The sequence below is a fragment of the Streptomyces sp. NPDC005262 genome (assembly GCF_042872425.1).
Classification (GTDB): domain Bacteria; phylum Actinomycetota; class Actinomycetes; order Streptomycetales; family Streptomycetaceae; genus Streptomyces.
The window spans coordinates 385,781-407,211 of sequence record NZ_JBIAKK010000005.1 but is presented as its reverse complement, the minus strand read 5'-3'; the positions used below and the strand labels follow the sequence as shown (position 1 = coordinate 407,211).

12 protein-coding genes, 4 tRNA genes and 1 riboswitch are annotated in these 21,431 nt (G+C 71.0%); of the genes, 6 read left to right on the top strand and 10 right to left on the bottom strand.

Annotation, left to right across the window (positions count from 1 at the left end):
- Positions 1-7: 7 nt before the first annotated feature.
- The 3 genes from ACFYP5_RS17060 to ACFYP5_RS17050 form a co-directional block, all read right to left on the bottom strand.
- Positions 8-1,504 (bottom strand): precorrin-2 C(20)-methyltransferase, encoded by a 1,497-nt coding sequence (locus tag ACFYP5_RS17060; RefSeq protein WP_389036201.1) that lies wholly within the window; start codon positions 1,502-1,504, stop codon positions 8-10.
- A 17-nt stretch (positions 1,505-1,521) separates the two neighbouring features.
- Positions 1,522-2,148 (bottom strand): precorrin-8X methylmutase, encoded by a 627-nt coding sequence (locus ACFYP5_RS17055; protein ID WP_389036094.1) that lies wholly within the window; start codon positions 2,146-2,148, stop codon positions 1,522-1,524.
- A 69-nt stretch (positions 2,149-2,217) separates the two neighbouring features.
- Positions 2,218-3,534 carry a cobalamin biosynthesis protein CobG gene (locus ACFYP5_RS17050; protein ID WP_389036198.1) on the bottom strand — a complete coding sequence of 439 codons (1,317 nt, stop codon included), beginning with the start codon at positions 3,532-3,534 and terminating at the stop codon, positions 2,218-2,220.
- A gap of 102 nt (positions 3,535-3,636) precedes the next feature.
- Positions 3,637-3,712: riboswitch (cobalamin riboswitch) on the top strand.
- A gap of 92 nt (positions 3,713-3,804) precedes the next feature.
- On the opposite strand from ACFYP5_RS17050, the gene cobN reads away from it, so the two are divergent.
- Positions 3,805-7,404, top strand: a complete 3,600-nt coding sequence (gene cobN / locus ACFYP5_RS17045; protein WP_389036092.1) for a cobaltochelatase subunit CobN — start codon at positions 3,805-3,807, stop codon at positions 7,402-7,404.
- 35 nt (positions 7,405-7,439) lie between these two features.
- Here cobN and ACFYP5_RS17040 read toward each other — a convergent pair whose 3' ends face one another.
- Entirely contained in the window at positions 7,440-8,561 is a 1,122-nt protein-coding gene (locus ACFYP5_RS17040) for a lipid II:glycine glycyltransferase FemX (RefSeq protein ID WP_389036089.1), read from the bottom strand.
- A gap of 182 nt (positions 8,562-8,743) precedes the next feature.
- On the opposite strand from ACFYP5_RS17040, the gene ACFYP5_RS17035 reads away from it, so the two are divergent.
- Positions 8,744-10,390, top strand: coding sequence for an adenosine deaminase (locus ACFYP5_RS17035; protein WP_389036086.1), 1,647 nt, complete (start codon positions 8,744-8,746; stop codon positions 10,388-10,390).
- Between the two features lie 99 nt (positions 10,391-10,489).
- Here ACFYP5_RS17035 and ACFYP5_RS17030 read toward each other — a convergent pair.
- The 6 genes from ACFYP5_RS17030 to ACFYP5_RS17005 form a co-directional block, all read right to left on the bottom strand.
- A tRNA-Lys gene (locus ACFYP5_RS17030) sits at positions 10,490-10,562 on the bottom strand.
- Positions 10,563-10,652: 90 nt separating this feature from the next.
- Positions 10,653-12,173 (bottom strand): amino acid permease, encoded by a 1,521-nt coding sequence (locus tag ACFYP5_RS17025; RefSeq protein WP_389036083.1) that lies wholly within the window; start codon positions 12,171-12,173, stop codon positions 10,653-10,655.
- 139 nt (positions 12,174-12,312) lie between these two features.
- Complete coding sequence (locus ACFYP5_RS17020) at positions 12,313-15,438, bottom strand: FG-GAP-like repeat-containing protein (RefSeq protein WP_389036080.1); 3,126 nt, start codon at positions 15,436-15,438, stop codon at positions 12,313-12,315.
- 265 nt (positions 15,439-15,703) lie between these two features.
- Entirely contained in the window at positions 15,704-17,956 is a 2,253-nt protein-coding gene (locus tag ACFYP5_RS17015; protein WP_389036078.1) for a DEAD/DEAH box helicase, read from the bottom strand.
- A gap of 209 nt (positions 17,957-18,165) precedes the next feature.
- Positions 18,166-18,777, bottom strand: a complete 612-nt coding sequence (locus ACFYP5_RS17010; protein WP_389036077.1) for a hypothetical protein — start codon at positions 18,775-18,777, stop codon at positions 18,166-18,168.
- A 153-nt stretch (positions 18,778-18,930) separates the two neighbouring features.
- Positions 18,931-19,281, bottom strand: coding sequence for a metallopeptidase family protein (locus tag ACFYP5_RS17005; RefSeq protein WP_030929660.1), 351 nt, complete (start codon positions 19,279-19,281; stop codon positions 18,931-18,933).
- A gap of 101 nt (positions 19,282-19,382) precedes the next feature.
- Here ACFYP5_RS17005 and ACFYP5_RS17000 point away from each other — a divergent pair, with 101 nt between their 5' ends.
- The 4 genes from ACFYP5_RS17000 (at position 19,383) to ACFYP5_RS16985 (ending at position 21,415) form a co-directional block, all read left to right on the top strand.
- Positions 19,383-20,963 carry a metallophosphoesterase gene (locus ACFYP5_RS17000; protein ID WP_389036075.1) on the top strand — a complete coding sequence of 527 codons (1,581 nt, stop codon included), beginning with the start codon at positions 19,383-19,385 and terminating at the stop codon, positions 20,961-20,963.
- A 170-nt stretch (positions 20,964-21,133) separates the two neighbouring features.
- Positions 21,134-21,206 (top strand) — tRNA-Glu (locus ACFYP5_RS16995).
- A gap of 38 nt (positions 21,207-21,244) precedes the next feature.
- Positions 21,245-21,319 (top strand) — tRNA-Asp (locus ACFYP5_RS16990).
- Between the two features lie 22 nt (positions 21,320-21,341).
- Positions 21,342-21,415: transfer RNA gene (locus ACFYP5_RS16985), tRNA-Phe, on the top strand.
- Positions 21,416-21,431 lie beyond the last annotated feature (16 nt).

The following is a 21,431-nucleotide window of genomic DNA, read 5'->3' as shown; positions in this document are numbered from 1 at the left end:
CCGGACCTCAGACCTCCGGGTACCGCCGCGGCGTCCACACGATCTGCCGGCCGTCCCCCCTCAGCACCGACCGCGTCTGCGAGGAACCGACCAGCAGGATCGTCCGCATGTCGACCTCGGCCGGTTCCAGCTCGGCCAGGGTGACGATCCGTACGTTCTCCGAGGGGCCGCCCACATCCCGGCCCACCACCACCGGGGTGTCCGGCGAACGGAGCTCCAGCAGCAGGTCACGGGCCTTGCCGACCTGCTCGGTGCGGGTCCGCGAACCCGGGTTGTACAGCGCCAGCACCAGGTCCGCCGCCGCGGCCGCGCGCAGCCGGGCGGCGATCACCTCCCATGGCTTGAGCCGGTCGGAGAGCGAGATCGTGGCGTAGTCGTGGCCGAGCGGCGCGCCCGCACGGGCAGCGGCGGCGTTTGCCGCGGTCACGCCGGGCAGCACCCGCACGGGCACCTTGGCGTACGCGTCCTGCGAGGCCACCTCCAGCACGGCCGTCGCCATCGCGAAGATCCCCGGGTCGCCGCCCGACACCACGGCCACGCGGCGGCCGCGACGGGCCAGGTCGAGGGCGAACTCGGCGCGCTCCGACTCCACCTTGTTGTCTGAGCCGTGGCGGGCCTGCCCGGGGCGGACCGGGACGCGGTCCAGGTACGTGGTGTAGCCGACGAGGTCGTCGGCGGCGGCCAGCGCCCCGCGGGTCTCCGGGGTCAGCCACAGCGGTCCGGCGGGACCGGTACCCACGACCACGACCTCACCGGTGCCGGCCGCGTCCGCACCTTCCGGACGGGGTGCGTCGATCCGGCTGGGCAGCACCGCGACGGCGAAGTACGGCACGGAGTCCGGGTCGGTGTCCGCCAGATCGCCGGTACGCTCCCCGGCCATCGTGGCGCGCTCCACGTAGTGCGCCTCGTCCAGCCGCCCCGACGCCTCGAAGGCGCGGCGCACCGCGGGGAACGTACGCCCCAGCTTCATCACCACGGCGGCGTCGGTGGCGGCGAGCCTGGCCGTCAGCTCCTCCTCCGGCAGCGTGCCGGGCAGGATCGTCAGCACTTCTTCGCCCTCGGCGAGCGGGGTGCCGAGCCGGGCGGCGGCCGCGCTGACCGAAGTGACGCCGGGGATCACCTCGGTGGGGTAGCGGTCGGCGAGCCGCTTGTGCATGTGCATGTACGAGCCGTAGAACATCGGGTCGCCCTCGGCGAGCACCGCCACCGTCCGTCCGGCGTCCAGGTGCACCGCCAGCCGGGCCGCGGCCTCGCCGTAGAACTCCTCCATCGCACCCCGGTAGCCCCCGGGGTGGTCGGTGGTCTCCGTCGTGACCGGGTAGACCAGCTTCTCCTCGATGTGGTCCGCGCGGATGTGCTCGGCGGCGATGGAGCGTGCGATGGACCGCCCGTGGCGGGCGCTGTGATAGGCGATGACATCGGCCTCGGCGATGATCTGCACCGCTCGTACGGTCATCAGTGCCGGATCGCCGGGCCCGAGCCCCACCCCGTACAGCCGGCCCATGTTCTGTTCGCTCACTCTTACTCTTCCTCGCTGGCGATCGCATTGAGCGCGGCCGCGGCTATGGCGCTGCCGCCGCGACGGCCCCGTACGACCAGGTGTTCCAGACCGGACGGATGGTCGGCCAGGGCGTCCTTGGACTCGGCGGCTCCGACGAAGCCGACGGGCACACCGATGACCGCGGCCGGGCGGGGAGCGCCGTCCTCGATCATCTCGAGCAGCCGGAACAGCGCGGTCGGCGCGTTGCCCACGGCCACCACCGCCCCTTCCATGCGGTCCCGCCACAGCTCCATCGCGGCGGCGCTGCGGGTCGTACCCAGCTTCGCGGCGAGATCGGGGACCGCCGGGTCCGACAGGGTGCAGATGACCTCGTTGTCGGCGGGCAGCCGCTTGCGGGTGACGCCGCTGGCGACCATGGCCACGTCGCACAGGATCGGCGCGCCGGACCGCAGCGCCCGGCGGGCGCCGGCCACCACGCCCGGGGTGAAGTCGATGTCGCGTACGAGGTCGACCATGCCGCAGGCGTGGATCATGCGGACCGCGACCTGGCTGACGTCGGCGGGCAGCCCCGCGAGATCCGCCTCGGCGCGGATGGTGGCGAAGGACTGGCGGTAGATCGCCGGTCCGTCCTTCTCGTACTGGAACACGGTGGTTTCGCTCTCTCCGGTCGATGGGTGGGTCGGGCTGACGAACTGTGGGGCCCTGGGGCCGGTGGTTCAGCTGCAGGTGCCGCGGGCGGCCGTCACCGCGGCGGCCAGGGCGGACGGGCTGCCGTGGACCGTCGCCGGGGTGCCCCGCACGTCTCCGCGCACCCGGGACACCCGATGCCCGCCGGGGACTGCGACGACGTCGACCCAGCTGCCCTTGGGGTGGCCGCACCGGCGTTCGCAGCCGGACCAGTACACGGGGAGTCGCGCGACGCCCGGCTCCCCCGTCGTCACCGCGGCCTCCGCGTCCCCCCGTACATCGGCCAGGGACTTCGCGCAGCCCGGCCGGCCGATGCAGGCCCCGATGCCGGTCCACGCGGAGTCGGGGCCGGCCACCAGTCCGGCCGCGCCCCACTCGGCCAGCCGCGCCGCCGCCCCGCCGCGCGCCACACCTGTAACGACGACGCTCCGCCAGGGGGTCAGCCGCACCTCACCGCCCGCGCGGGTCAGGCTCTGCCACTGCGCACCGGTGAGGCGTCCGAACGGCACACCCACACAGAGCGCGGCCGGTCCGGAGGTGCCGACGAGTCCGTACTCGGGTTCCTGCGCCGCCGCCGGCGGCGGTACGTGCTCCACGTGGCGGGCCGCGTCAACCCCGGCCACACGCAGTGCCGTTCCCACTGCCTCCAGCAACTCATCGCCGACGAGCGGCAGTTCGCCGACCCGCCAGGCACCGGTCTCCCGCGCCGCGTCCACGAACGTCTCGGCGGCAATGAGTGCGGCACGGGGCGCATCCGCCCCGGAGACCCTCAGAACCGCCCCCGCGCTCCCGGTCCGCAGCAGCGCACTGCCGTCGCTCCGCCCCAGCAACGTCACATCCGCACCCAGGGCGTCCACGTCACCGCGGCCGTCGTCGAGCGCGAACAGGAAGCGGCCGGACAGCCCGGCCGCTTTGTCACTTCCGCACAACAGCGCGTCCAGCTCGGTCAGCCACGGCCGGACGTCCGACCGGCCCCGGCCGTCCAGCCCGGAGAGCGGGGAGGCCACCACGTTACGTATCCGCTCATGGCGCCGGGACGGCAGCAGCCCTGCCCCGCCGAGGAGTTCGGCGAGCCGTCCGCCGCACTCCTGGCCGAGCCCGCGCAGCTGGACATTGCCCCGCGAAGTGAGATGCAACTCACCGTCGCCCAACTCCCGCGCGGCCTCCAGGAGCACGTCCGCCTGCCGGATGCTCAGCACACCACCGGGGATCCGTACCCGCGCCAGCGCGCCGTCGTCCGCCCGGTGCAGCCGCAGCGACCCCGGGCAGGCATCACCACGGTCGCGGGACGGGGGCTCCCCCGTGGCCGACGGCGGAGTGGGCGAAGTGGACATGGCGGCGAGCATACCGACCATCATCCTGAGCTGTATGAATCCCATTGATGTATGACCCTTACTATGCCTAGCAGCGGGCCACCCGGCCCGGCATCGCCAGAGACGGCGACATGGGAGGAAGCCCGGTGCGAATCCGGCGCGGTCCCGCCACTGTGAGTCCGACTGCAACGGCCGGGCGAGTCAGGAACTCCCTTCCCCACGCTCTCGATCCCGTTCGAGCAGGGGAGACCTCATTCCGACACCGCCCGGGGCGTGGACACCCCGAGGAAGGCCCGACGCCGCATGATCCTGCTCCTGTCGACGTCCGACACCGACCTGCTCAGCGCCCGCGCCGCGGACGGTCCGGTGACCTACCGCTACGCCAATCCCTCGCGCCTGCCGCTCGACGACCTCCCGGCTCTCCTCGACGGCACCGACCTCGTCGTCGTACGCCTCCTCGGCGGTGTCCGTGCCTGGCAGGCGGGGCTCGACCAAGTCCTCGCCACCGGCAGGCCGGTTGTCGTCCTCACCGGCGAACAGGCACCCGACGCCCAGCTGATGGCCGCCTCCACCGTGCCGATCGGGATCGCCGCCGAGGCCCACGCCTACCTGGCGCACGGCGGCCCGGCCAACCTGGACCAGCTGGCCCGGTTCCTCTCCGACACGGTCCTGCTGACCGGCCACGGCTTCGAACCCCCGGCACCCGCCCCCTCCTGGGGCCCCCTGGAGCGCACCGCGCGCGCCACCGACGGCCCGACCATCGCGGTGCTCTACTACCGCGCCCACCACATGAGCGGGAACACCGCGTTCGTCGACACGCTCTGCCGGGCGGTCGAGGACGCGGGCGCCCGTGCCCTCCCCCTGTACGTCGCCTCGCTGCGTACCCCGGAACCCGAACTCATCGACGAACTGCGGGCCGCCGACGCCATCGTCACCACCGTCCTCGCCGCGGGCGGCACCCGGCCCGCCGAGGCGTCCGCCGGCGGTGACGACGAGTCCTGGGACGCGGGCGCGCTCACCGGTCTCGATGTACCGATCCTGCAGGCGCTCTGCCTGACCGGCTCGCGCAGCGACTGGGAGGACAACGACGAGGGCGTCTCCCCGCTCGACGCGGCCAGCCAGATCGCGGTCCCCGAGTTCGACGGCCGGCTGATCACCGTCCCGTTCTCCTTCAAGGAGATCGACGAGGACGGTCTGCCCGCATACGTCGCCGACACCGAGCGCGCCGCCCGGGTCGCCGGAATCGCCGTACGTCACGCGCGGCTGCGCCACATCCCGGCCGCGGACAAGCGCCTGGCGCTCGTCCTCTCCGCGTACCCGACGAAGCACTCCCGTATCGGCAACGCGGTCGGCCTCGACACCCCGGCCAGCGCCGTCGCCCTGCTGCGCCGGCTGCGCGCCGAGGGCTACGACTTCGGCGCCGAAGCCGACCTTCCCGGACTGGTGTCCGGCGACGGCGACGAGCTGATCTACGCCCTGATCGAGGCCGGCGGCCACGACCAGGAGTGGCTGACCGAGGAGCAGCTGGCCCGCAACCCGGTGCGGATCCCCGCCGCCGACTACCGGCGCTGGTACGCCACACTGCCGGAAGAACTCCGCGAGGCCGTCGAGCAGCACTGGGGCCCGCCCCCCGGCGAGATGTTCGTGGACCGCTCCCGCAACCCCGAAGGCGACATCGTGCTCGCCGCCCTGCGCCGCGGGAACCTCCTGATCCTCATCCAGCCGCCGCGCGGCTTCGGCGAGAACCCGATCGCGATCTACCACGACCCCGATCTGCCGCCCTCGCACCACTACTTGGCCGCATACCGCTGGATCGCGGCCGCCCAGGACGACGGTGGCTTCGGCGCCGACGCGATGATCCACCTCGGCAAGCACGGCAACCTGGAATGGCTGCCCGGCAAGAACGCGGGCCTGTCCGCCGCCTGCGGCCCGGACGCGGCACTGGGCGATCTCCCGCTCGTCTACCCCTTCCTGGTGAACGACCCGGGCGAGGGTACGCAGGCCAAGCGCCGCGTCCACGCCACCCTGATCGACCACCTCGTACCGCCGATGGCCCGCGCGGACAGCTACGGCGACATCGCACGCCTGGAGCAGCTCCTCGACGAACACGCCCAGATCGCCGCGATGGACCCGGCGAAGCTGCCCGCGGTCCGCGCCCAGATCTGGACCCTGATCCAGGCCGCGAAGCTCGACCACGACCTGGGGCTCGACGACCGCCCGGACGACGAGGGCTTCGACGAATTCATCATGCATCTGGACGGTTGGCTCTGCGAGATCAAGGACGCCCAGATCCGCGACGGGCTACACGTCCTGGGCGGCGCCCCGGCCGGTCCGGACCGGGTCAACCTGGTCCTCGCGATCCTGCGCGCCCGCCAGATCTGGGGCGGGACGGCGTCGCTGCCGGGCCTGCGCGAGGCACTGGGCCTCGACGAGTCCGCCGCCACCCGCACCACGGCGGACGAGGCCGAGGAGCAGGCTCGTGCCCTGGTCCAGGCGATGGAGGACGCGGACTGGAACCCGTCGGCGGTCGCGACCGTCGCGGCGGCCCACCCTCAGCCGGTCCGGGACATCCTCGACTTCGCAGCCCGCGAGGTGGTCCCCCGCCTCGCCGCCACCACGGCGGAACTGGACCACACCGTGCACGCCCTGAACGGGGGCTTCGTCCCCGCGGGCCCGTCCGGCTCCCCGCTGCGCGGCCTGGTCAACGTCCTGCCGACCGGCCGCAACTTCTACTCCGTGGATCCGAAGGCGGTCCCGTCACGGCTCGCCTGGGAGACCGGCCAAGCCCTGGCCGACTCGCTCCTGGAGCGCTACCGCACCGACAACGGCGCATGGCCCACCTCGGTCGGCCTCTCCCTGTGGGGCACCAGCGCGATGCGTACCTCGGGCGACGACGTCGCCGAGGCGCTGGCACTGCTCGGCATCCGCCCGGTCTGGGACGACGCCTCACGCCGCGTCACCGGCCTGGAACCGATCGACCTCGCCGACCTGGGCCGCCCGCGCATCGACGTGACCCTGCGCATCTCCGGCTTCTTCCGCGACGCGTTCCCGCACACCATCGGGCTGCTCGACGACGCGGTACGCCTCGCCGCGTCCCTCGACGAACCCGCCGACCACAACCACATCCGCGCCCACGCCCAGGCCGACCTCGCCGAACACGGCGACGAACGCCGCGCCACCACCCGTATCTTCGGCTCCCGCCCCGGTACGTACGGAGCGGGCCTCCTCCAGCTCATCGACAGCCGCGACTGGCGCACCGACGCCGACCTCGCCGAGGTCTACACGGTCTGGGGCGGCTACGCCTACGGCCGCGAACTCGACGGCCGGCCGGCCCGGGACGAGATGGAGACGGCCTACAAGCGGATCGCTGTGGCCGCCAAGAACACGGACACCCGCGAGCACGACATCGCGGACTCGGACGACTACTTCCAGTACCACGGCGGCATGGTGGCCACCGTCCGCGCCCTGCGCGGCACGGCCCCCGAGGCGTACATCGGCGACTCCACCCGCCCCGAGACGGTCCGGACCCGCACCCTGGTCGAGGAGACGTCCCGGGTCTTCCGCGCACGCGTGGTCAACCCCAAGTGGATCGAGGCGATGCGCCGCCACGGCTACAAGGGCGCCTTCGAACTGGCCGCGACGGTCGACTACCTCTTCGGCTACGACGCGACCACGGGCGTGGTCGCCGACTGGATGTACGACAAGCTCACCGAGACGTACGTCCTGGACCCGACCAACCGCGAGTTCCTCCAGCAGGCCAACCCGTGGGCCCTCCACGGCATCGCGGAACGCCTCCTGGAAGCCGAGTCCCGCGGCATGTGGTCCAAGCCCGACCCGACGGTCCTGGAGGCGCTGCGCCAGGTGTTCCTGGAGACGGAGGGGGACCTGGAGGGCGAGGACTGACCCCGACGGCGTGGTGGGACTTCCCGGCCCCGGCCTCAGCGGCGGGACATGTACAGGTCGAGTGCCTTGTGCAGGAACCTGTTGAGGGGGAAGTCCCATTCGCCGAGGTACTCCACGGCCTCGCCACCGGTGCCGACCTTGAAGCGGAGCAGGCCCAGCAGGTGGTTGTCCTCGTCCAGGGTGTCGGTGATGCCACGCAGGTCGTAGACGCTCGCACCGAGTTCGTGGGCGTCGGACATCATCTGCCACTGGATGGCGTTGTTGGGCTGGACCTCACGCTTGCGGTCGGTGGAGGCTCCGTACGAGTACCAGACGTGCTCGCCCACGGTCAGCATCGTCGCCGCCGCGAGGACCTCGCCCTCGTGATGGGCGAGATAGAGCCGCATCCGGTCCGGGTCCTCCGCCGTGAGTGCGGTCCACATCCGCTGGAAGTAGGCCGCAGGGCGGGGGATGAACCGGTCCCGCCGGGCGGTCTCGACGTAGAGCCGGTGGAAGGCGGGCAGGTCCTCGTAGCCGCCCCGGACGACTTTGACGCCGGCCTTCTCGGCCTTCTTGATGTTGCGACGCCACTGCTGGTTGAGGCCTCGCTGGACTTCTTCCAGCGACTTGCCCGCGAACGGGACCTGGAACACGTACCGCGGCTGACCGGCGGCGAAGCCGTCCTCGCTGCCGGGCTCGGTCTGCCGCCAGCCCATCGCGCGCAGCCGGTCGGCGATGTCGAAGGCCCGCGGCTCGCGGGCGGTGGCCTCGGCGTCCCCCAGCCGTCCGGCCCGCGGGTCGGCGATCGCGGCCTTGACGGCCTCCGCGCTCCAGCGGCGGGCGACGACTGGCGGGCCCATCTTCACCGAGAACACACCCTGCGCCTTCAGGTGGGCGAGCATCGGCCGCAGCCACCGGTCCAGATCCGGCGCGGACCAGTCGATGAGCGGCCCTTCGGGCAGATAGGCGAGGTATCGCCTGAGCTTCGGCAGCGGCCTGAGCAGCACCAGCCCCACGCCGACGAGCCGGTCGCTCCCGTCGAACCAGCCCAGGCTCCGCGCCCGCCAGTCCGGCTTCACATCCCCCCACGAGGGAAGCTGCATGTGGCTCACGGAGGGCCGGTCCCTGACGAAGGCCAGGTGCTCCTCGCGGGTGATCGCCTTCAGGCGCAGACTCATGCGCAGTGCTCCTTCGTCCGGGCGCATCAGCCTACTGAGATGCACCGCACATCGACGGCAACCGGCTCGCCGCCGCGGAGAAGAGGCAGCAGGACGCAGGTGTGATCACTCGGCCGGGTGGACCCGGCCGGGCGAGGGCCGGTCGCGCGCCGGACGTCGGAGGTACTCGGGATCATGCGCAGGTGATCTTCGTGAACCGCCGCTCCGCGCGCCGCCCGCGCGGCCCCCTGGCCCCGATCGGTCTCGGGGCCCTCGCCGTCCTGTCCCTGCTGCCGGGCACGCTGCCCGCCGCCGCGCAGTCGGTGGCCGCCGCTCAACCCCCTGCCGCCGCGCCCCTGCCGCCACCCACCCGCGGGGAGTACCTGGCCTCCGCGCGGCTCGCCGCGATCCGGAACGATCCGGCCGCGCTGAGTGCCTTCTTCACGGCACTGCCGAAGGGAGGGGACCTGCACAACCACCTTTCGGGCGCCGTCTCGACCGAGTACCTGATCTCGCTCGCCGCGGACGACGGTCTGTGCATCGACGAGCAGACGCTGACTGCGGTGCCGCCGCCGTGCGGTCCGGGCCGACGACCGGCGTCCGACGCCCTGACCGATGCCGCTTTTCGCCGCGCGGTGCTGCGGGCGTGGTCCATGCAGGACTTCCCGCCGGGCCAGTCGGGGCACGACCACTTCTTCGACACGTTCGGGAAGTTCGGCGAGGTCACCTGGCGCCACCGGGGCAAGCTGCTCGCCGACGTGGCCGACACCGTCGCGCGGCAGAACCAGTTCTATCTGGAGACGATGGTGACCCCGGCGTCCGACGGCGCGCGGATCCTGGCCGACTCGGTCGGCTGGGACGAGGACCTTACGAAGCTGCACAGCAAACTGCTGGTCGGCGGCAAGCTGGACGAGCTGGTCGCGGAGGCGAGCCGGGAGGCGGACGAGTCCGACGCCGAGTTCCGCACGGTGGCACGGTGCGGCACGCCCCGTGCGGAGGCCGGCTGCCGGGTGCCGGTGCGGTGGATCTCCCAGGTGTCGCGCGGCAGTTCACCCGAGCGGGTCTTCACCCAGATGGCCCTGGGACTGCGCCTTGCCGAACGGGACAAGCGGTTCGTCGCCGTGAATCTGGTGCAGCCGGAGGACTGGGACAGCTCGCTGCGGAACTACAGCCTCCAGATGCGGATGCTCGACCACCTGCACCGCGTGTATCCCAAGGCGCACATCACCCTGCACGCGGGCGAGTTGTGGCCCGGTCTCGTCAAGCCCGAGGACCTGGCCTTCCATATCGGTGAGGCCGTGAACGTCGGCCACGCCGAACGCATCGGCCACGGCGTCGATCTGGTCCACGAGGACGACTGGCAGCGGCTCGCCCGCACCATGGCCGACCGGGAGATCGCGGTCGAGGTGCCGTTCACCAGCAACGCGCAGATTCTCGGGGTCAAGGGCGCCGACCACCCGTTCACCACCTACCGCGCCTACGGCGTGCCCGTCGTGCTGGCCACCGATGATCCCGGTGTCTCCCGGACCGACATCAGCCACGAGTACCGGTACGCCGCCAGGACGTACCACCTCGGCTACCGCGAGTTGAAGGACCTCGCGCGAGCCTCCCTGGAGTACGCCTTCCTGCCGGGTGCCGGCCTCTGGCGGGGCAACCCGACCCGTGACGGCTACCGTCCCGCCGGCCCCTGCAGCGACACCGGCCCCGGTGCGGACAACCCCCCGCGGCGGTGCCGGCGGCTCCTGAACACCAGCACCAAGGCTCAGGTCCAGTGGCGCCAGGAGGCCGCGTTCGTGGCCTTCGAGCGGCGTTTCGCCACCACCAGGGCAGACCGACGGGCCCGGTCGTGACACCACGGGCGTCTGCCGACGACGGAGCGCCCCGCCCGGTCGGAACCGGGCGGGGCGCTCCCTTGCAGGTCAGAGGTCGAAACCTCGCCCCGCGACACGTAGGCCGTGTGGGACTCGAACCCACAACCAACGGATTAAAAGTCCGCTGCTCTGCCAATTGAGCTAACGGCCCTCGGCGAATCACCACTGAGCATAGCCCGCCGCGGCCCGGCCGCCGATCGGGTATCGGCCGCCGGGCCCGTCGGGCCCTCATCGGAGGTCGTCAGTCCGCCGGCATGTCCGCGCTCGTGCGTTTGTGATCCGGTTCGAGGAACCAGTGGCGCGCCGACGCGAACCACCACGTCGCCGCGAACCCCAGAACCACCAGGACCGCGATCGGGGCGTAGTTGAACGTCTCCCAGGTGACCGGGTACAGCTGCGGCAGCATGAAGAGGACTGTGATGACGACCACCCACACCACCGCGACGATCCCGATGGGCCGGGACCAGCGACCGAGATGCCAGGGCCCCGGGGTGAACTCGTCGCCGCGCAGGAGACGGAGCAGAGTAGGGATGACGTACGCGATGTAGAGGCCGATCACCGCGATCGAGGTCACCGCGGCGTAAGCGGTGACGTTGATCAGGTACGGGAGCCCGAGGACCAGGGCGCCGGTCGCGGCCAGCCAGACCGCGGCGACGGGGGTTCGGGTGCGGGGGCTGACCGTGTGCCAGACGCGGGAGAACGGGAGTGCGCCGTCCCGGGAGAACGCGTAGATCATGCGGCTGTTGGCGGTCACCGACGCCATCCCGCAGAACAGCTGCGCACCGATGACGACCAGCAGCAGGAGCTTGCCGGTGGTGGCGCCGAGGGCGTCCAGGAGGATCTGGGCCGGCGGGGCGCCGGTCGGGGAGTTCAGGGCTCCGTCGTACGACCGGATGGCGAAGGTGAAGCCGAGGAGGAGGACGAAGCCGGCGATCCAGGAGGTCCAGATCGACTGGACGATGCCCCGCGGGCCCGCCGTAGCCGCGTCGTGTGTCTCCTCCGTCATGTGGGCGGACGCGTCGTAGCCGGTGAAGGTGTACTGGGCCATCAGGAGCCCGATCATCACGACGTAGAAGCCGCTGCCCCAGCCGGTGTTGTTCACGAACTCGGTGAAGACGAACGAGGCCGACTGATGGGAGTCCGGTACGAAGGTCAGCGCGCCGACGATGACGGCGACCCCCAGCACGTGCCACCACACGCTCACACTGTTCAGGATCGCGACGATGCGGACGCCGAACGTGTTCAGGAGTCCGTGCAGCAGCAGGATCGCGGCGAACAGCACGATCGTGCGGCCGGGCGTCACCTGGAAGTCGAACTGGAGGTTCAGATAGGCCCCGAGGAAGGACGCCGCCCCGAAGTCGATCCCGGCGGTGACGGCGACCTGGCCGAGAACGTTGAACCAGCCTGTGAACCAGGCCCAGGCCGCCGCCGAGCGCGGCGGGGCCAGCCGGTGCGCCCAGAAGTAGAGGCCCGCGGAGGTCGGGTACGCCGAACAGATCTCCGCCATCGCCAGCCCGACGAACAGCGTCATCAGGCCGACGCCGACCCAGCCCCAGGTGATGACGGCCGGACCGCCGGTGTTCATGCCGAACAGATACAGCGTCAGGCAGCCGGAGAGCACCGAGATGATCGTGAACGAGACGGCGTAGTTGGAGAAGGCGGACATACGCCGGGCGAGCGTCTGCGTGTACCCGAGCTGCGCCAGACGCTCCTCGTCGGAAACGCCCGGTGGCGGCTTGTCCTCGCTGATGTCTGTTGTCATGACCCCAGCGATGCCCTGGCCCCGGCGTACGCATGCCGCCGTCGTGGTCACGACTGGGAAAACATGCCGTACGACGCAAGGGCGCGGCCCGGAGGCCGCGCCCTTGCGCCAGGAGGTCGTCTCCGAAGAGGTGGGTACGTCAGGAGAGCCTGGAGTACATCTGCCAGCCCGGCCCGACCTTCGCCCGCGCAGCGAAGAGACCCTTGCCGTCACCGCGGTAGGTCCACAGCACCCCGGAGGTGTCACGGGCCACGAGATCGGCCTTGCCGTCACCGCTCGCGTCACCCACACCTACGAGCGAGTTGTAGATCTGCCAGCCCACGCCGACCTTCACGCGGGTCGCGAGCTTGCCGGTACCGGTCCCGGCGTAGCGCCACAGCACCCCGGCCGTGTCACGCGCCAGCAGATCACCCTTGCCGTCACCGTTCAGATCACCCGCACCGGCCAGGAGGTAGCCCTTCCACCCCGTACCGATCTTCACCCGCGACTTGAAGACCCCGGCACCCTTGCTCTCGTACAGGTAGAGGTAGCCGGTCGACGTCTCCCGGCCGAGCAGATCCGCCCGGCCGTCCCCGGTCAGGTCACCCGGCGAGGTCAGCACGTCGTACACATTCCAGCCCGCACCGACCTTCGTGTACGCAGTCGAGGACTTCAGCGCCCCACCGCACGAAGGCTTGTACGCCCGCAGCTCACCGCTCTTCACACGCACCAGCACGTCATTGCACCGGTCACCGTTCACATCGTCGAACGGCACCGCCCGCGTCACCGTGTTGGCACCCGTCCAACCCGACCCCGACACCTTCGAACTGACCGTGCCGGTCCCATTGCCCGTACCACCCCGGAAATCAGCTCCACCCGCCGACGTGAACCCCAGCAGATCACCGAACCCGTCGTTCCCGACGAAGTCACGACGGACAGCCGTACCACCCGTCAGCTTCACCGAACCCGACGCCGCGAGAGCCGCACCCTCGCCGTCGGCCGGCTTCGCCGACAGCGTCCAGGTGTACGCACCGTTCGGCAGCAGTCCGCCATCGGCGGCGTGCCCGTCCCACGAGGTGGCAACGGAGTAGGTGGCGGCTTCGCCGGAGCGGGTGGCCACCACCTTTCCGGTGATCTTGCTCCGGAATGTGACCGTCCACGACTCCGCCGGCTCGGACAGCCACCACTCGCCGCGCCAGGCAGCGGGCGTGCTGTCCGTGTCGGCCGTCGTCGTCACCACGCTGTAGGGCGAGGTGAGGGAAGCGGCGGGCAAGCCGGCGCGCAGGACGCGGATGCTGGTCTCCGACGGCATGGCGATGTCACCGGTCCGCGGGTCCAGCGAGGGGTTCACGCCGCCGAGCGGCTGCCCGACGGCCGTACCACTGTGCACGTCGTAGCGGGTGGCCTGAGCACCGTTGGTCACGACGACCCCGTTGCCGAGCTGCGCCGTACCGATGTCGTTCAGTGGCGTGTTCGTACGGGTGCTCAGGTTGTACACACCGGCTGCCCGGTACGGACTGGCTGCGGTGTTGCACTTCCAGTACAGCCACTCTCCGACGGCCTGGAGGTCGTTCGGCGAGGTGCAGCCCGACCCGACGGTCGCGGTCGTCAGCTTCGCTCCCGTGCGTGCGTCCTTGGCCGTGGCGGTCAGCCTCCCCGCGACAGCCGTCCCGGACGACGTCCACAGGGTGTTGCCCCAGAGCGCGCTGACCGCGAACGGCTCCTTGCGCACCACCGCGCCCTTGCCGATGTCGATCACGCGCAGCTCGCGCGCACCGCCGCTCGGCGTACCGATGACGAGCACGAGGTTCCCGGACGCCGCGCGGACGACCGTGCCGTAGTAACCGTCCTCGTCCCACCCGCCACTGAAGCCCGTCTTCCACTGGACCCCGGGAAACGCACCGCCCTTGCCCACCACGGAGAGGGCGCCCTCCTGCTCAGGGGTGACGCTCCGGTAGACGGTCCGGCCGTCCCCGGTGGCGACGAGTTCGGGGCAGAAGGACTCGGTGGTGTCGCCGCAGTTCTGCAACGGCCTCTGGAGGCTGCCCCGGTCGGTCCGTAGGCCGTAGCCCGGCGACGCCGCGGTGAGGTCACGCGTGTACACAGCGGTACGGTCGTCGCCGTACTCCACCGTGCTGACCTGTCCGTTGTCCATCAGCAGACGCCGGGTGGTCATCGGCACGGGCGCGATCGGATGCAGCGGCACTGCATGCGCTTCACCGGTGCCGTCCGCCGTGATGGCGGTGAATCCGAAGTCCAGGGCGGACGCACCACCCGTGATCACCAGACCCCCGTCCGGCCCGACCGCCACGTCCTCAAGGTTCGCGCGGGCCAGGAGTTCACGTTCCGTCGACCCGTCGAAGGGGAGGGCGAAAACGCGCCACTGGGCGGCGTACTGCCGTCTGGGGCCGTATGCGGGGTCGTACCGCCCGACGATGAGCGAGTCGCCGACCACACCGATGATCTTCTCGGCGACGAAGGAGGCGGGCAGATCCCGCACGGGAGCATCGAACTTCCCCTGCTCATAGATACGCAGGCCCGTCGCCGTACGCACGATGATATGGCGGTCCGTCACCGTGGGCACGCCGTAGTACCCCTGCGGCAGCAGCGTGAATTCCGCTGTGCCGAGATCCACCCAGCCGTACTGCGGGGTCGTGGTGCCGGGTTCCCTGATGGCCCTGAGGAATCCCCGCGCGGTCCCCCTCCCGCCGAGAACGAACGTTGCGCCCTCCGGCAGTCCGGTCACCTTCCGGTCGACCGTGGTGCCGTTGTCGTTGCGCAGCAGATGCGTGTCGGACCAGGAACCGTCGGCGGCGGACGGCCCGTGTGCGACCACGGTGTTCCCGAGCGTCGTGTAGTACCGCTCGCCTGCGGGGACGGTGACGGTCGACGACATCCCACTGGCCATGTCCCGCAGAACGACGTCTCCCACGCCGCTCTCGGGCGGCAGCGCCACAAAGTCCGAGTCGGCACCATAGTGCTCGATCGGGGAGTACGACCCCTTGCCGTCACCGCCCTCGACCCTGCGGGTGACCCCGTCGTACGTCGTCCAGTCCAGGCCGTAGTCGCCCGGAGTGGTGCTGGTGTGCAGGAAACCTGTGGTCCCGACACTCACTGCGGTGCCGTGGCCCGGTGTCGTGCGCAGCGTCGCCGGAATCGTGATGTCGGTGACCAGGTCGTCGGCGTGTGCCGGCACCGTCCCGAGTCCGGCCGCGAGCACAGTGAGAGCAGCCAGTGCCGCGCGGCTGCGCCTGGCGGTCCCGCCGTGTACAGAAGCATGGTGCACGAAAAGGGCCCCTCCCCGAAAAGCCTGAAAAGGCATGACCGGCATAGGGATTCGACGGCGGCATGCCGCAAATGGAATGAATCGAGCGGAGCCCCCCGGCCGCACTCCCCCCATGCAAGTCGCCGGATGCTAACAGCCGCTCCACATGTGGGGGAAGGGAAAATAAAGGCGGCCCATTCATAAACAAGAGCGGGCCCAACTCCTAAGGAGCGGGCCCGCTTTCAGTTCATCGATTGTTCAGTTGTTTTTGGCTTGCGCGCGAATGTCAGCCGTTGCGCTTCCAGCGCGGCTTGTCGTCGCGGCGGCCGAAGGAACCGGTGTTGGTGCCGGTGCCCGTGCCACCACGGTGGTCGTCGCGGCGGCCGGTCGGGCGGTCGCTGCCACCGGAGCGGAAGCCACCGGACGGACGGTCGTCACGACGGTCGCGGTTGAACGGACGGTCGCTGCCACCGGAGCGGAAGCCACCGGACGGACGCTCGTCACGACGGTCGCGGTTGAACGACGGGCGGTCGTTGTCGCGGTTGAAGGACGGGCGGTCGTTGTCACGGCGGAAGCCACCGGACGGACGGTCGTCACGACGCTGGAACCCACCACGGTCGCCGCCACGGTCGTCACGACGGTCGCGGTTGAAGGACGGGCGGTCGTTGTCACGGCGGAAGCCACCCGACGGACGGTCGTCACGACGCTGGAACCCACCACGGTCACCACCACGGTCGTCACGACGGTCGCGGTTGAACGACGGACGGTCGTTGTCACGGCGGAAGCCACCGGACGAACGGTCGTCACGACGCTGGAACCCACCACGGTCACCACCACGGTCGCCGCCGCGGTACCCACCACGGTCGCCGCCCCGGTCGTCACGACGGTCGCCACCGCGGTTGTCGCGGCGGTCGAAGTTGCCGCGGTCGTCGCGACGGTCGTCGCGCGCTGCGGGCTGCTCCGGTACGGAGACGGCGGCCTCGATCGCGGCCTCCGCCTCGGCGGCCGCCTCGGCCACCGCTGCCTCGGGGTCGTCGCCCCGCTCGCGCGCGGCACGGGCGACCAGACGGTCGGCCTCCTCGCGGAGCTCACCGGCGCGGCGCTGGACGCGCTCCAGCTGCTTGGTCAGGTCGGCGACCTCGCGCTCCGCCTGCTTGGCGGCGTTGTTGGCGGAGTCGGCCTGGACCTCGGTCAGCGAACGGGCGCCGGTGATCTCGGCGACCTCCGGCTCGAAGACGCCCGCGCCCTGCACGATGTGCCGGGAGGCGTCGACGCCCGCGTCCTCCATCAGGCGGAAGATCTGGCGGCGCTGGTGCGGCAGCGCCAGCGAGACGACGACACCGGACTTGCCGGCCCGGGCGGTACGGCCGGAACGGTGCAGGTAGTCCTTGTGGTCACCGGCCGGGTCCACGTTCAGGACCAGGTCGATGCCGTCGACGTGGATACCGCGGGCGGCGACGTCGGTCGCGACGAGCGCGTTGACGTAACCCTTCTTGAAGTCCTCGAGAACGCGGGTACGGGCGCCCTGCGTCATACCGCCGTGCAGCGCGTCCGCCTTCACGCCCGACTCGATGAGCTGCTCGGCGATGCGGTCCGCTCCCAGCTGGGTACGGACGAAGATGATGGTGCGGCCCTTGCGCGCGGCGATGGCGGAGGTGACCGGCGCCTTGTCCTTCGGCTTCACGACGAGGACGTGGTGCGACATGGTCGTGACGTTGCCCTGGGCGCTGTCGACCTCGTGGCTCACCGGGTTGTCCAGGTAGCGCTTGACCAGCGTGCCGATCTCGTTCTCCATCGTGGCGGAGAAGAGCATGCGCTGACCGCCGACCGGAACCTGGTCGAGCAGTTCGGTGACCTCGGGCAGGAAGCCCAGGTCGGACATCTGGTCGGCCTCGTCGAGGACGGCGACCTGGACGTTTTCCAGGGAGCAGGCACCCCGGTTGATGATGTCGCGCAGCCGGCCCGGGGTGGCGACGAGGACGTCGACACCGCGCTCCAGCGCGTAGATCTGGTTGCCCATCGACGTACCGCCGCAGACGACCTTCATCTTCAGGCCGAGCACGTCGCCGTAAGGCTGCAGCGCGTCCGCGACCTGCATGGCGAGCTCACGGGTCGGGGTGAGGATGACCGCGCGGGGCTTCTTCTTCTCGGTGTGGCCGCCGGCCAGCGTGGCCAGGGTCGGCAGACCGAAGGAGAGCGTCTTGCCGGAGCCGGTACGGCCACGGCCCAGGATGTCCTTGCCGGCCAGGGCGTCCGGAATGGTCGCGGCCTGGATCGGGAAGGGCGCGGTCACACCGTTCTGAGCGAGCTTGCGGACGATGCCCTCGGGCAGGCCCAGGTCCCCGAAGGTGACGGTCGGCTCGGCGTCGTCGGCATCGGCGGAGGCGTCCGCGGAAGCGGTGTCGGTGGTGGCCTCGGTGGAGTCGACGGTCTCGGTCGACTCGGACACCTCGGCGGCCTCGGCCACTACGGCCTCGGCTGCGGTGACAATCTCGTCGTTCTCGGGCATGACGGTGTTGTCAGAGCTGAAATTGGACATGCGAAATGCGAAACCTTCCGGAGTCTCGGCACGCGCCCATAACTCCGTGATTCGCAATTTCGACCGCCTCAATGCGGTCCAGCCACGGCAAGGGAGAGTACGCGCCACACGGCGCTCTTCTGTGTCGGCGCCGGGCAATGGGATCAAACGATCTACTACCATACGCACCCCCACCCACATTGCGCAAACCGCGCGTCCCGAACCGCCCGCTACACCGGCCCCACCTGCGGTGACACCTCGGGCGTCCGCATGACCTCCAGCCCGTCCGGCACGCTCATCGCGTCGCTGCGGAGCTGCGCGGCCGGCGACTCGGACGGCCCCGGAGGCGGATCCGACGGCTCCGGATCGGGCGTGTCCGACGGCTCAGGGGTGGCCGGCCCGGACGGTTCGGAAGGCCCCGACGGCTCCGACGGCTCCGACGACGGCCCCGGCGGCTGCTGCGGCCCGCCGGACCCCGGCGGCGAGGGCATCGGCAGGTGCCCTCCCCGCGTCGGCAGCGGACCACCGGTCCCGACGGTGGCCTGCCCGCCGCCGGGATCCGCCGAGGCGCCCACGGAGGCACTCGGGTCCGGCGACTCGGGGGCCTCCCGGTCGGAGTGCGCCTCCGCGCCGCTTCCGGGACGGACCCGTCCCGTACCGGCCACCGTGGAGCCGTCCGGTTCACTCACCGAGCCCTTCGGCCGGGCCGACTGCGACGGGACCGGCTTCCCCTCGTCGTCGCTGACGCTCATGCAGCCGGTGGACGCGGCGATCGTCACCGCGGTGACGGCTGCCCATCGAACAGGGACGGACAAGGCGGGCGACTGGCGCACGGGCGGCACCTCCGGGGCGGGAGCGAAGCGGGGCGGGAACGGACGGGAGGGGGCGCTGTGCCCAACTCCGGTTCCCCCGCAAGGGACACGCCCCGAGCCCCGATCCCGGACGCCCCTGCGCCCCGCCGGACCCGAACGGCCGCTCCCTGTCCGCCCGTCGGCTCAGCCGTACCCCAGCGCGTGCAGCCGCTCGTCGTCGATGCCGAAATGGTGGGCGATCTCGTGGACGACCGTGATTTCGGTCTCGGCGACCACATCCTCGCGCGACTCGCACATCCGCAGCGTCGGCCCCCGGTAGATCGTGATCCGGTCCGGCAGCACCCCGGCGTACCACTCACCGCGATCGGTCAGCGGCGTGCCCTCGTACAGCCCGAGCAGCTCCGGATCGCCGGGGTCCGGTTCGTCCTCGACGAACACCGCGACGTTGTCCATCAGCCGCGTCAGCTCCGGCGGAATGCGATCCAGGGCCTCGGCGACCAGTTCCTCGAACTCTTCGCGCGTCATCTCCAGCACCCCGCCATTGTCACGTAACCCCGGCCGTGCGGCCCCCGGCCGCCGCGCCCCACCACCCCTCGTCCCGCATGGCCGCCGCGCTCCCCGGGCATACGCGCCCAATGCACCGCGATCCGTTCCGCGCAGCAGCAGCCGTCCTGGCCGGAGTGACCGCAGCAGCCGGCGCGATGGTCCGCACCCTGCGCCACCACCGCTTCCGTCCTGCCGCCCCCGGCGACACCACCGCACTCGCGCCGTCCCTCGGCAGCGCCCGGCACCCCTACGCCCGCGCGCTGGGACTGGTCGCCGTCGTCGTGTTTGGTGCCTGGCTGGGGCTGCTGATCGTCGGCAGTGTCCGTACGCCCGTCGGGCCCATGGACACCACCATGACCCTGCGCCCCTCCCTCACCGGCGGCACGAAGATCAACGTGGCCCCGCTCGGCGCCCTGGAGCTGGACTCCCACATAGCCCCGGTCCGTCTCGATGTCGATGTCGACCGCCTCGACCCGGTGCGCTCCGAGGCTCTGGTCCAGCACCCCGAACGGCTCTCCGGTCTCCAGCAGGAGGTCACCGACGACGTCTCCACCGGCGCCCGCGATCTCGCTCTGCGCTCCTGCACAGCCGTCGTCTCCGGCGCCACCGCGCTCGGCCTCGCCGTCTACCGCCGCCCGCGCCGCGCCCTGGCCGCCGGAGGGCTCGCGCTGGCGCTCCTGGCCGCGTCCGGCGTCAGCGCGTACGCCACCTGGAACCCGAAGTCCGTGCTGGAGCCCAAGTTCTCCGGGCTGCTCTCCAGCGCTCCGTCGGTGGTCGGTGACGCCCGCTCGATCGTCACCGACTTCGACGTCTACCAGCGCGAACTGGCCCGGCTCGTCACCAATGTGACCAAGTTGTACGACGCGACGTCGACGCTTCCCGTCTACCGGCCGGACCCCGCCACCCTCCGCGTCCTGCATGTCTCCGACATCCACCTCAACCCCGCGTCCTGGCAGATCATCGGCTCGCTGGTCCGGCAGTACGACATCGACGTGATCATCGACTCGGGCGACACGATGGACCACGGCTCCGCGGTCGAGAACGGCTTCCTGGACCCGATCCGCGATCTCGGCGCGCCCTACGTCTGGGTCCGCGGGAATCACGACTCGCGCATCACCCAGATGTATCTGGAGCGGCTCAAGAACGTGCACGTGCTGGACGACGGCCGGGCGGTGGACGTCGGCGGGCTGCGGGTGGCCGGTATGGGGGACCCGCAGTTCACCCCGGACCGCTCGCAGCCTGCCCAGGGCGCGGCCGCCGAGCGGTTGGCGGGTACGCGGCTCGCCTCCGCGCTGCGCGCCCAGGAGCAGGCCGGCACGCCGGTCGACATCGCCGTCACCCATGAGCCGGACGCGGCCCGCGAGACGGACGGCACGGTTCCGCTGGTTCTCGCCGGCCATGTGCACCACCGGCAGAACGAGCTGATGCGATTCGGCACCCGGCTCAAGGTCGAAGGCTCCACGGGCGGCGGCGGGCTGCGCGCCCTGCAGAACAAGAAGCCGGAAAAGGTGCGCGCCTCGGTGCTGTATCTGGACCGCACGACCCGCCGTCTGCAGGCCTGGGACGAGATCACGCTCGGCGGGCTCGGCCTGACAACGGCCGAGGTCAGCCGCCATCTGCCGGAGGGGAATCAACCCGGAGCAACGCCTTCGCCTATTCGGTTTGGCTGACACCGAAACGCCGTAGTACAGTCTCCGACGTGCCCAAGGGCGCCGGTCAGGGCTTGACCGTTCCGATACCCCAGAGGTTGAAGAAGAAGCGGAACCTCTTGAGGGGAAGCGGAGTCAGATGCTTCTCACGTCCCTCTTCGGGGGGCGATAGACGCAGAAGTAGCAGTTCTGCCCTCATCGTCTAGTGGCCCAGGACGCCGCCCTTTCAAGGCGGTAGCACGGGTTCGAATCCCGTTGGGGGCACGCACCACCTTGTGCGACACTTAGTCGCACAAAAGCTTGGTCCTGTGGAGCAGTTTGGAGTGCTCGCCACCCTGTCAAGGTGGAGGCCGCGGGTTCAAATCCCGTCAGGACCGCTGCAGCTCGCAAGCGCTGCGTGGCTGGGTAGCTCAGTTGGTACGAGCGATCGCCTGAAAAGCGATAGGTCGCCGGTTCGATCCCGGCCCCAGCCACCTCTCGAAGGCTCCA

Coding starts and splice junctions, on each gene's coding strand:
- ACFYP5_RS17060 (WP_389036201.1), bottom strand. CDS start 1,504: ATGGGCCGGCTGTACGGGGTGGGGCTCGGGCCCGGCGATCCGGCACTG.
- ACFYP5_RS17050 (WP_389036198.1), bottom strand. CDS start 3,534: ATGCTCGCCGCCATGTCCACTTCGCCCACTCCGCCGTCGGCCACGGGG.
- cobN (WP_389036092.1), top strand. CDS start 3,805: ATGATCCTGCTCCTGTCGACGTCCGACACCGACCTGCTCAGCGCCCGC.
- ACFYP5_RS17040 (WP_389036089.1), bottom strand. CDS start 8,561: ATGAGTCTGCGCCTGAAGGCGATCACCCGCGAGGAGCACCTGGCCTTC.
- ACFYP5_RS17025 (WP_389036083.1), bottom strand. CDS start 12,173: ATGACAACAGACATCAGCGAGGACAAGCCGCCACCGGGCGTTTCCGAC.
- ACFYP5_RS17015 (WP_389036078.1), bottom strand. CDS start 17,956: ATGTCCAATTTCAGCTCTGACAACACCGTCATGCCCGAGAACGACGAG.
- ACFYP5_RS17000 (WP_389036075.1), top strand. CDS start 19,383: ATGCACCGCGATCCGTTCCGCGCAGCAGCAGCCGTCCTGGCCGGAGTG.